General features: G+C 72.3%; 8 protein-coding genes and 1 pseudogene. 2 read left to right on the top strand and 7 right to left on the bottom strand.

From position 1 onward, the window contains the following. The first annotated feature begins 300 nt into the window (after nt 1-300). On the top strand, nt 301-774 hold the full coding sequence (locus ACZ56V_RS15770; RefSeq protein WP_467384105.1) for an ATP-binding protein: 474 nt from the start codon (nt 301-303) through the stop codon (nt 772-774). 6 nt (nt 775-780) lie between these two features. Here the strand turns inward: ACZ56V_RS15770 and ACZ56V_RS15765 are convergent, their stop codons facing one another. Next, a complete protein-coding gene (locus ACZ56V_RS15765; protein ID WP_398910153.1) occupies nt 781-1215 on the bottom strand; it encodes an ATP-binding protein in 435 nt (144 codons plus the stop codon). Between the two features lie 131 nt (nt 1216-1346). Continuing rightward, the gene (locus tag ACZ56V_RS15760; RefSeq protein WP_468942702.1) at nt 1347-3254 is read right to left on the bottom strand and encodes an AMP-dependent synthetase/ligase; all 1908 of its coding nucleotides are present in this window, start codon (nt 3252-3254) and stop codon (nt 1347-1349) included. 154 nt (nt 3255-3408) lie between these two features. Here ACZ56V_RS15760 and ACZ56V_RS15755 point away from each other — a divergent pair, with 154 nt between their 5' ends. After that, entirely contained in the window at nt 3409-3645 is a 237-nt protein-coding gene (locus ACZ56V_RS15755; protein WP_398910149.1) for a DUF6480 family protein, read from the top strand. A 28-nt stretch (nt 3646-3673) separates the two neighbouring features. On the opposite strand, the gene ACZ56V_RS15750 is transcribed toward ACZ56V_RS15755, so the two are convergent. The 5 genes and pseudogenes from ACZ56V_RS15750 to ACZ56V_RS15730 all read right to left on the bottom strand — a co-directional run. Then, nucleotides 3674-4765 carry a glutamate--cysteine ligase 2 gene (locus tag ACZ56V_RS15750; RefSeq protein WP_468942698.1) on the bottom strand — a complete coding sequence of 364 codons (1092 nt, stop codon included), beginning with the start codon at nt 4763-4765 and terminating at the stop codon, nt 3674-3676. A 72-nt stretch (nt 4766-4837) separates the two neighbouring features. After that, the gene (glgB, locus tag ACZ56V_RS15745) at nt 4838-7063 is read right to left on the bottom strand and encodes a 1,4-alpha-glucan branching enzyme (protein WP_468942695.1); all 2226 of its coding nucleotides are present in this window, start codon (nt 7061-7063) and stop codon (nt 4838-4840) included. Nucleotides 7064-7066: 3 nt separating this feature from the next. Next, nucleotides 7067-8428, bottom strand: a complete 1362-nt coding sequence (locus ACZ56V_RS15740; RefSeq protein WP_398910144.1) for a maltokinase N-terminal cap-like domain-containing protein — start codon at nt 8426-8428, stop codon at nt 7067-7069. 28 nt (nt 8429-8456) lie between these two features. Then, a complete protein-coding gene (gene treS / locus ACZ56V_RS15735) occupies nt 8457-10175 on the bottom strand; it encodes a maltose alpha-D-glucosyltransferase (RefSeq protein ID WP_468942691.1) in 1719 nt (572 codons plus the stop codon). After that, nucleotides 10172-10607: pseudogene (locus ACZ56V_RS15730) on the bottom strand (alpha-1,4-glucan--maltose-1-phosphate maltosyltransferase); the annotation flags it as partial. The pseudogene ACZ56V_RS15730 and the gene treS, both read right to left, overlap by 4 nt.

Raw genomic sequence — 10607 nt, 5'->3', positions numbered from 1 at the left:
AGAAAAATACGCCAGAGGCTAACCCAGGTCCCCGGCGCGGACCAAGCGATGCGTCACCCGGCCGGACGCGTACCCCCGCACGGGTCACGCCGGGCGGGCGGCACCGCCGGTACACCCGGCCGGCCTCCCACCCCCGCCGAAGGGCCCGCCGGGCCGAATACGGCGGCCCCGGGCGGGGTATGCGCCGCTGTGGAGCCGGTCCGGCCCGTCGCGTCCGCCCGGCCCGGTGGTCGCCGCGGGGGAGCCCCGCGAGCAGACCGGACCGGACGACAGCACGCGGAAACCGGGGGCACCACTGACATGGAAGCAGCCGAGCGAACCAGCACGAGCGCCGCCACCACCACGGCACCGCCCCGTCCCGCGCCTCCCGCCATGCCGGCGCGGGGCGCCGGGGGCGGCGCGGCGGCCGCACGGGCGTACGCCGAGTCGGTGGCACGGACGGTCTGGGGCGGCCCCGGGCGCGAGGTGCGCGAGGAGGACGTCGGCGACCTGCTGCTCGTGGTCTCGGAACTGGTGACCAACGCGATCCGGCACGGCGAGGGGCTGGCCGGCTTCGAGGTCCGGCCCACCGAGGAGGGGCTGTGGATCGCCGTCCACGACAACAGCTCGGTGGTGCCCCGGGCCGCGTACGCGTTTCCCACCACCCACCCCGGTGGCGGTTACGGCTGGCCGCTGGTCACCCGCCTCGCCCGGGACATCACCGTCGACCCGCGGCCCGAAGGCGGCAAGACGATCGGCGCGCTCGTGCCCCTGCGCGTCGCACCGGCCCCGTGATCCCGGTCACCAGGGCAGGAAGACGTGGATGTCCTTGCCCTGCTCCCCGCTGACGACGCTCACCTGGTCGGACAGGGTGTGGATCAGATGCCAGCCGATGCCGCCGCCGCCTTGGCTCGGATGGAAGGGACGCGGGGCGGGCTCCGTCGTGCTGGTGTCGTGCATCACCACGTGCACGCCGTCGAAGGTACGGCGCAGCCGTAGCTGGAACGGCCCCGGAGCGTACTGCACGGCGTTGGCCGCCAGCTCCGTGACGACCAGGAGGATGTCGTCCCAGTGCTCGGGCGCCGCGGGCGGCGCCGCACGGGCGAGGTCGTAGAGGAACTCCTCCGCGACCAGCCGCGCGCCGGTCACATTGTGCAGCTCCCCGGCGAAGCTGGCGGTGCGATTCGTGATCTCCTCGGAAGCCAGTGTCCTGTCCCAACGCGACTCGGCTGCCATTGCGCCTTCCCGGCCCGGCCCCGGCCGGGCGCCGTCCCTTCTCCTTCGGATGCCCTCCGTTGGTAAGTTCCCGTGCCGGCCGAACCTAGTCGCGCCGGTGTGCCGGTCCGGCGGCGGGACGGGACCGCGGATCAGCGCAGGAAGACGTTGTCCGCCTCCTCCCAGCCGGCGGGCTCCTGCGGCGGCCGCTCCGGCCGGCGGTGCGAACGCGCCGCGTACATCGCGTCGATCTCCAGCGAGTAGGTACGAACGATCTCGTCGCGGCGGAGTTTCATCGACGGGGTGAGCAGACCGCCCGCCACGTCGAAGGGCTCGGGCAGGACCCGGAAGACCCGGATGGACTCCGAGCGGGACACCGCGCTGTTGGCCGCCGCCACGGCCCGCGCGATCTCCTCCCGCAGCGCGTTCTCCTCGCGCGCCTCCCGGGCCGGGGCGTCGCCCGGCAGGGCCAGGGACGCCCGCCAGTGCGTCAGGAACTCCGGGTCGAGCGTGATCAGCGCACCGACGCAGGGCCGGTTGTCGCCGACCAGCACCGCCTGGTGGACCAGCGGGTGCATCCGCAGCCGCTGCTCCAGGGCGGCCGGGGCCACGCTCTTGCCGCCGCTGGTGATGATGACGTCCTTCTTGCGGCCGGTGATCGCCAGGTAGTTCTCGTCGTCCAGGTGTCCGAGGTCGCCGGTGGCCAGCCAGCCGCCGCGCAGCACCTCGCGGGTGGCGGCCCCGTCACCGACGTACCCCTGGAACAGCGACGGCCCGCGCACCAGGATCTCCCCGTCGTCGGCCACCCGGATCTCCATGCCGGGCAGCGGCTGCCCGACGGTGCCCGACTTCTCCCGGCCCAGCGGCTGCATCGTCAGTCCGCCGCTGGTCTCCGTCAGCCCGTAGCCGTCGTGCACGTAGACGCCGATGCCCTCGTAGAAGAGGGAGAGCTCGCGGCTGAGCGGCGAACCGCCGGACGTCGCCCGGCTCACCCGGCCGCCCAGGGCGGTGCGCAGCCGCCGGTACACCGTCCGCTCGTACAGGGCGTGCTGGAGGCGCAGGTCGAAGCCGGGCCCGGCCCTCCGGCCGAGCCGCTGGCGCTCCAGCGCGGCGGCGAAGTCCCGTGCCGTGTCCGCGGCCCGCTCGAACAGGGCACCGCGCCCCGCCTGCTGGGCGGTGCGCAGGAAGTTCTTGTAGATCTTCTCCAGGACCGACGGCACGGCGTACAGATACGTCGGCCGGAAGGAACGCAGGGCCGAGGAGAGCGCGTCCCCGGTCATCACGGGCTCGTGCGCCATCAGGAACCCGCCGCGGACGCACAGGTTCTGGATCATGAGCCCGTACACGTGCGAGAAGGGGAGGTAGGCGAGGACCGCGCCCTGTTCTCCCGGCGGCGCCACCGTGTGGCCCCAGCCCGCCAGCAGCGTGTCGCAGGGCGCGGCCAGACCGCGGTGGCTCAGTGCGCAGCCCAGGGCGCGGCCGGAGGTGCCGGAGGTGTAGGCCACCACCGCCGTGGAGTCCGGCAGCACGATGCGGCGCATGGAGTCCACGGTGGCGAACGGGAGGAACGCGCCGCGCGCCACCAGCGTGTCCAGCGCGCCCCCGTCCAGCTGCCAGACATGGCGCAGCGCGGGCAGCGACGCGCACACCGAGCCGACGGTCATCACGCTCTGCTCGTCCTCGACCAGCACGCCCACGCAGCCCGCGTCCCGCAGGATCCACTCGACCTGGTCGCGCGAGGAGGTCGGGTAGATCGGCACGACCTCGGCGCCCACCGTCCACAGGGCGTAGCAGAAGACCGTCCACTCGTACCGGGTGCGGGCCAGGATCGCCACCCGGTCGCCGGGCGAGATCCCGCTCGCGATCAGGCCCTTCGCCAGGTCGACCACCTCGTCGCGGAACTCGACGGCCGTCACCTCGTCCCAGAACGCCGAGCCGGGGCCGCGGCGCCGGGCGAGCATCGGCAGGGTCGGTGTGCGGGCGGCCGTCTCGAAGAGGCTGTCGGCCAGACCTCCGGCCAGCGGCGGGACGGCCCGGGGAGCGAGTGCGGTCTCGCGCATGCGCCGGCTCCTGACGTGTACGGACGGTGACGCCGACGACGATCACCGTGGTCGACGGTGCTCGGAGGCTAGCTCAGCGGCAGGCGGCGGGGGGCCGGGAACGCAGAAGTGTTCCCACCCGGTGATCCGGCCGGATCGGGGGACCCGGGGTGACATGACGTACGTGAATCCCGACCCCGAACCCCGACTCAGCACCGGCCTGGAACCCGGCGGCGGCGTGCCGCCCGGGGAGACCCCGCCGGCGGAGAGCAGCATGCCCGAGGCCGGCCCCCAGGACCTGCTCAGCAATCCGGCCAAGGGCTGGAGCAAGGGGCCGATGGCCCTGATCCTCGCGTTCGTGCTGATCTTCGCGGTGGGTCTCCTGGGCTACGCCCTGGCCCTGATCTACTGATGCCCCGCGCCGCCCGGGTGCGGCTGCCTCATGCCGCCTGGGTGCGGCGTACGCACGCGGCGACGACCTCGCGCAGGCTGCCCGTGCGCTCCAGCAGCTCGCGCTGCACCCGGGCGCCGTTGCCGTGCCGCAGCAACGCGTCGACCTCCTCGCGCACCCGTTCCAGGTCGCCCGCGTCCGCGAGGGCCTCCTCGGCATGCTCCAGCAGGGCCCGCACGACCGTCTCGGCCGGCATCCGACGCATCGTGGCTGGGTGCAGCAACTCCTCCGTCAGCCCGGACCGGGCGGCCCGCCAGGACGCGAGGCGGAGCAGGCTCACACTGTGCCCGGCCGGTTCCACGCCCCGGCGCCACTCCCGCGCGGCCGTGTCGACCAGCGCGCGGGCGAGCGCGGCGAGGACGGCGGCCGTCGAGGCGTCCAGGCAGACGTCCGCGACCCGGAACTCGACCGTCGGATACCGCTGGGAGAGCCGTACGTCGAAGTAGACCATCCCGTCGTCGAGGATCGTCCCGGTGGCCAGCATGTCCGCGACCCGGCGGTGGTAGCGCTCCGCCGAGCCGAACAGCTCCGTGGGACCGGCCGACGGCCAGCGCTGCCAGACCCGGCTGCGATAGCTGCTGTAGCGGGAGTCCTGACCCTGCCAGAACGGCGAGTTCGCGCTCAGCGCCGTCAGCACCGGCAGCCACGGCCGCACCCGGTCGATCACCGCGACGCCCTCCTCGTCGGAGTCGACCGACACATGCACGTGGCAGCCCAGGACCAGCTGCTCCTGGACCACGACGCCGTACTGCTCGGCCATCCACTCGTAGCGCCGGTTCACGCCGATGGAGGGCGTCACCGGCAGCGGTGAGCTGGCGAGCGCGGCCACGGCGCACCCGATCCCCCCGGCGTGCCGCCCGGCCTCCTCACGGCAGCGGACGATCTCCGTGTGCAGCCGCTCCATGTCCGTCTGCGGATGCGTGGCGAACTCCAGCATCTGCTCGTGCAGCTCCTTCTCGAACACCTCCTGCCCGGAGTCGTCCAGGAAAGCCCGCGCGAGCACGGCGGCGGACAGCGCCCGCGGTTCACCACTCGCGGGATCGACCAGGAGAAGCTCCTCCTCCACTCCGACGGTGCGCACGTGGTGCCGCCTTTCTGAGAGCCGGTGTGTCCCACCGACTGCCCCCGACAGCCGGTCGGACACCTGGCAGGCTCACGGGGCGTACGGCATCAGCCACACCGTCGCCAGCGGAGGCAGCGTGATCCGGATGCTCCCGTCCTCCGGCTTCACCGGGTCCGGGTTGGCCACGCCGCTGCCGCCGTACTCCTCGGCGTCGGTGTTGAGCACCTCCTGCCACGCGACGGCCTCGTCGCCGACGGCGAGGGAGTACGCGTGCCGCACCACCGGCGAGAAGTTCGACACCGCCAGCAGCGGAGCGCCGTCCGTGCCGTACCGCAGGAACGCGAAGACGTTGTCCTCGGCCGCGTCCACCGACACCCATCGGAAGCCGGCCGGGTCGGTGTCGCGCTGCCACAGGGCCGGAGTGCGCGCGTATCGGGTGTTGAGCTCGCGGACCAGGTCCTGGATCCCGCGGTGGTCGCCCGCCGAGTGGTACCCCTCGTCGAGCAGCCACCACTCCGGGCCCTGCTTCTCCGACCACTCCGCGCCCTGCGCGAACTCCTGTCCCATGAACAGCAGCTGCTTGCCGGGATGGGCCCACATGAAGCCCAGGTAGGCGCGCACGTTCGCGCGGCGCTGCCACCAGTCGCCCGGCATCTTCGCCACCAGCGCCTGCTTGCCGTGCACCACCTCGTCGTGGGAGATCGGCAGCACGTAGTTCTCGCTGTAGGCGTACACCATCGAGAACGTCATCTCGTGGTGGTGGTACTTGCGGTGCACCGGCTCGTGGGCGACGTACTCCAGCGAGTCGTGCATCCAGCCCATGTTCCACTTCAGGCCGAAACCGAGCCCGCCGGTGTCGGTCGGCCGGGTCACCCCGCCCCACGCGGTCGACTCCTCGGCGATGGTCACCACGCCGGGGCAGCGCCGGTAGACCGTCGCGTTCATCTCCTGGAGGAAGGCCATGGCCGCCAGGTCCTCCCGGCCGCCGTACTGGTTCGGCTCCCACTGCCCGGAGTCGCGCGAGTAGTCCAGGTACAGCATCGAGGCGACGGCGTCCACGCGCAGGCCGTCGATGTGGAACTCCTCGCACCAGTACACGGCGTTGGCCACCAGGAAGTTGCGCACCTCGGTCCGCGCGAAGTCGAAGGTGTACGTGCCCCAGTCCGGGTGCTCCGCGCGCCGGGAGTCCCCGGGCTCGTACAGCGGGTCGCCGTCGAAGCGGCCCAGCGCCCAGTCGTCCTTCGGGAAGTGCGCCGGCACCCAGTCCATGATCACGCCGATCCCGGCCCGGTGCAGCGCGTCGACCAGGTACCGGAAGTCGTCGGGCGAGCCGAGGCGCGCGGTCGGCGCGTAGAAGCCGGTGACCTGGTAGCCCCAGGACGGCCCGTAGGGGTGCTCGGCGACCGGCATCAGCTCGACGTGGGTGAAGCCGAGGTCCTTCACGTACGCGGGCAGCTCCTCGGCCAGCTCGCGGTAGGTCAGCCCCGGCCGCCAGGACGGCAGGTGCACCTCGTACACCGAGAACGGCGCCTCGTGCACCGGAGTGTCCGCCCGGGTCCGCATCCATTCCGCGTCGCTCCACTCGTAGCGCGAGGCGGTCACCACGGAGGCGGTGTTCGGCGGCTCCTCGGCCGCGCGGGCCATCGGGTCGGCCTTGAGGAACCGGTGCCCGTACCGGGAGTGGATCTCGAACTTGTACCGGGTGCCCTCGCCGACGCCCGGCAGGAACAGCTCCCACACCCCGGACGAACCCAGCGAACGCATGGGGAACGCCGTGCCGTCCCAGTGCGTGAAGTCGGTGGCGACCCGCACGCCCTGGGCGTTGGGCGCCCACACCGTGAACCGGGTGCCGGTGACCCCCTGGTGGGTCATCGGCTCGGCGCCGAGGGCCTGCCACAGCTGCTCGTGCCGGCCCTCGCCGATCAGGTGCAGGTCCAGCTCGCCGAGGGCGGGCAGGAAGCGGTACGGGTCGTGCGTCTCCTGCGGCTCGCCCTGCTCGTACGCCACCACCAGCGTGTACGCCGGGATCCCGGTCAGCGGCAGGACACCGGAGAACAGGCCGTCCTCCTCCGACCCGAGGGCGTGGCGCTCGCCGTCCACGACCACGCTCACCTCCCGGGCGAAGGGGCGCAGCGCCCGGAAGGCGACACCGCCGGGCACCGGGTGGGCGCCCAGCAGGGCGTGCGGGTCGTGGTGGGCGCCCGCCAGCAGGCGGCCCCGGTCGTGGGGGTCCAGGGGCGGTGCGGTCGCGCACGCACCGGGTGCGGGCGCGACGGGACCGGAGGGCTCGGGGATCGAGGTGTCGCGGAGGGCCACGGGTCAGTCTCCTCTCACGGCGAGTCGTTCGATCGCCGCCATGGGTACGGGAAGCCAGTCGGGGCGGTGCCGGGCCTCGTACAGCACCTCATACACGGCGCGGTCGGTCTCGTAGGCGCGCAGCAGGCCGTGCTTCTTGCGGGGGTCCCATCCGGCGCGGGCGGCGTAACCCGCGCAGAACGCCTCACGGCAGCGGCGCGCCCACTCCGGGCGCCACGGGCGGCGCTGCCGGGCGGCGTAGTCGAAGGAACGCAGCATGCCCGCGATGTCCCGCACGGGGGAGTGGGCGCTGCGCCGCTCGGCCAGCGGTCGGGAGGGTTCGCCCTCGAAGTCGATGACGAACCAGTCCCGGCCGGCCCGCAGCACCTGACCCAGGTGGAGGTCGCCGTGGATGCGCTGGGCGGGCGGCCCCGAGTCGCAGGTCGACAGTGCCGCGAACGCCGCGCGCAGGCCCGGGACGAACGGCTGCAGCGCCGGTACGCAGTGCGCCGCCGCGGTCAGCCGCTCGGTCATCGCCGCCGCCGTGCGGCCGTTCTCGCCGGGCGCGCCGACCGGGAAGGCGGAGGCCAGCGCGAGGTGCACGTCGCCCATCGCCTGCCCCAGCTCATGGGCCTGCACGGTGAACTCGTCCCCGGCGGCGAGCGCGTTCAAGGAGAGGGTCCAGCCGTCGGAGGCGCCGTGCAGGAAGGGCTGGAGCACGCCGAGTGTCGCCTGGTACGGATGGGTGGTACGCATCCACGCCACCGGCGCCGGGACCCGGCCGCAGCCCTGGCGGGCCAGCGCGTCGGGCACCTCCAGGTCCGGGTTGACGCCGGGCTGGACGCGCCGGAAGAGCTTCAGGATGAACTCGTCGCCGTAGATCAGCGACGAGTTGGACTGCTCGGCGTCCAGCAGCCGCGGCGCAAGACCGCCGGGCACCGGCCGCGCGGGATCGGCCTCGAAGCGCAGGGGTCCCGCCTTGCCCGGGTGCCGGAGCCGTTCGAGCAGCAGCTGGGCCATCCGGGGGTCGTGCAGCGCGTCGTAGACCGTCCGTCCCGCCAGCGGCCCGTCCTGCACCTGCCCGATGACGGCGCGGCCCAGCCGCGGCGACGGCTGCTCGCGCACGCCGAGCAGCAGCTGGTAGCAGTCCCCGGCCAAGGGAGTGCCGCCGGGGAAGGGCACGGAGCCCTGCCCGGTGTGCACCAGGAGGTGCAGACAGCCCGGGAACAGCTCGGTCATCGACAGCAGACCCAGCTCGGCCACGGGCCGGTCCTTGCCCGCGAACCAGCGCTGGCGCGGCAGCCACTCCCGCAGCAACTCGCCGAGCGACGCCATCGGCTCGGCGAGCTGCCCGCGTCTCGTGCGCAGGGGTGCGGTCTTCGGCATGGTGACGCGTCCTTTCCTCGGCCCACGCTCAAGCGCGGCGGCCGATGCGGGATGCGACTCGGGTGAGCCGGAACCAGTAGAAGCCGTGGCCCCCGAGGGTCAGCAGGTACGGCAGTTCACCGATGGCGGGGAAGCGGACCCCGCCGAACAGCTCGACCGGATGGCGTCCGGCGAACTCGCGCAGGTCCAGCTCGGTGGGCTGGGCGAACCGCGCGAAGTTGTTCACGCAGAGCACCAGGTCGTCCTCGTACTCGCGCAGGAAGGCCAGGACCGCCGGGTTCGACGACGGCAGTTCCGTGTAGGTGCCCAGGCCGAAGGCGGGGTTCTGCTTGCGGATCTCGATCATGCGGCGGGTCCAGTGCAGCAGCGAGGACGGCGAGGCCATGGACGCCTCGACGTTCGTCACCTGGTAGCCGTAGACCGGGTCCATGATCGTGGGCAGGTAAAGGCGCCCCGGGTCGCAGGTTGAGAACCCGGCGTTGCGGTCCGGGGTCCACTGCATGGGGGTGCGGACGGCGTCGCGGTCGCCGAGCCAGATGTTGTCGCCCATGCCGATCTCGTCGCCGTAGTAGAGGATCGGCGAGCCCGGGAGAGCGAGCAGCAGCGCGGTGAACAGCTCGATCTGGTCGCGGTCGTTGTCCAGCAGGGTGGCGAGCCTGCGGCGGATGCCGATGTTGGCGCGCATGCGCGGGTCCTTGGCGTACTCCGCGTACATGTAGTCGCGCTCTTCGTCGGTGACCATTTCCAGGGTCAGCTCGTCGTGGTTGCGCAGGAAGATGCCCCACTGGCAGCCGGACGGGATCGCCGGGGTCTTGGCGAGGACCTCGGAGACCGGGTAGCGGGACTCGCGGCGCACGGCCATGAAGATCCGCGGCATCACCGGGAAGTGGAAGGCCATGTGGCACTCGTCGCCGCCGGAGGCGTAGTCGCCGAAGTAGTCGACGACGTCCTCCGGCCACTGGTTGGCCTCGGCCAGCAGCACCGTGTCCGGGTACTGCGCGTCGATCTCGCGGCGCACGCGCTTGAGGAACGCGTGACTGGCGGGCAGGTTCTCGCAGTTGGTGCCCTCCTCGGCGTACAGGTAGGGCACGGCGTCCAGCCGGAAGCCGTCGATGCCGAGGTCGAGCCAGAACTTGAGCGCGGCCAGCATCTCCTCCTGGACCGCCGGGTTCTCGTAGTTGAGGTCCGGCTGGTGGGAGAAGAAGCGGTGCCAGTAGTACTGGCCGCGGACCGGGTCGTAGGTCCAGTTGGACGCCTCGGTGTCGACGAAGATGATGCGGGCGTCGGCGTACCGGGTGTCGTCGTCGGCCCAGACGTAGTAGTCGCCGTAGGGGCCGTCGGGGTTCTTGCGGGACTCCTGGAACCACGGGTGCTGGTCGCTGGTGTGGTTCATGACGAAGTCGATGATCACGCGCATGCCGCGCTGGTGGGCGGCGTCCACGAACTCCACGAAGTCGGCCAGGTCGCCGAACTCGGGCAGAACGGCGGTGTAGTCGGAGACGTCGTAGCCGCCGTCGCGCAGCGGCGACTTGAAGAAGGGCGGGAGCCACAGGCAGTCCACGCCCAGCCATTGCAGGTAGTCCAGCTTGGCGGTCAGGCCCTTGAGGTCGCCGACGCCGTCGCCGTTGCTGTCCTGGAAGGAGCGGACGAGGACCTCGTAGAAGACGGCTCGTTTGAACCAGTCCGGGTCGCGGTCCTTGGCGGGGGTGTCCTCGAACTTGTCCGGCACGGGCTCGTTCACGGTCATGAGGCTGCGGACCCTTCGTTCCGGGGCGCGGCGGCGGAGGGCCGGCGGAGGTGGAAGACGTGGGCGGGGGCCCGGCCGGGCTCCAGCCGCACGTAGTTCGTGCGGCCCCAGCGGTAGGTCTCGTCCGTGAGTTCGTCGTGGACCGGCACCGACTCGTGCCAGTCCAGGCCGAGCTGCGGCATGTCGAGCGAGATCGTGGCCTCCTGGGTGCGATGCGGATCGAGGTTGGCGACCACCAGGACGACGTCCGACCCGACGCGCTTGCTGTACGCGATGAGCGCGTCGTTGTCGGTGCGGTGGAAGTGGAGGTTCCGCAGCCGGTGCAGTGCGGGGTGGGCGCGCCGGATGGTGTTGAGGCGGGTGATGAGGGGGGCGATGGTGGTGCCCTCGCGGGCGGCGGTGGCCCAGTCGCGGGGTTTGAGCTGGTACTTC

The sequence above is a fragment of the Streptomyces sp. NPDC034099 genome (assembly GCF_055575415.1).
Note: the sequence above shows the minus strand (reverse complement) of the source record. Positions and strands in the feature narration are given on the sequence as shown.

What these genes read in the sequence shown, in the direction of transcription:
- treS (WP_468942691.1), bottom strand. Translation starts at nt 10,175, where the DNA reads ATGACCGTGAACGAGCCCGTGCCGGACAAGTTCGAGGACACCCCCGCC.
- ACZ56V_RS15760 (WP_468942702.1), bottom strand. Translation starts at nt 3,254, where the DNA reads ATGCGCGAGACCGCACTCGCTCCCCGGGCCGTCCCGCCGCTGGCCGGA.
- ACZ56V_RS15770 (WP_467384105.1), top strand. Translation starts at nt 301, where the DNA reads ATGGAAGCAGCCGAGCGAACCAGCACGAGCGCCGCCACCACCACGGCA.
- ACZ56V_RS15755 (WP_398910149.1), top strand. Translation starts at nt 3,409, where the DNA reads ATGACGTACGTGAATCCCGACCCCGAACCCCGACTCAGCACCGGCCTG.
- ACZ56V_RS15765 (WP_398910153.1), bottom strand. Translation starts at nt 1,215, where the DNA reads ATGGCAGCCGAGTCGCGTTGGGACAGGACACTGGCTTCCGAGGAGATC.
- ACZ56V_RS15740 (WP_398910144.1), bottom strand. Translation starts at nt 8,428, where the DNA reads ATGCCGAAGACCGCACCCCTGCGCACGAGACGCGGGCAGCTCGCCGAG.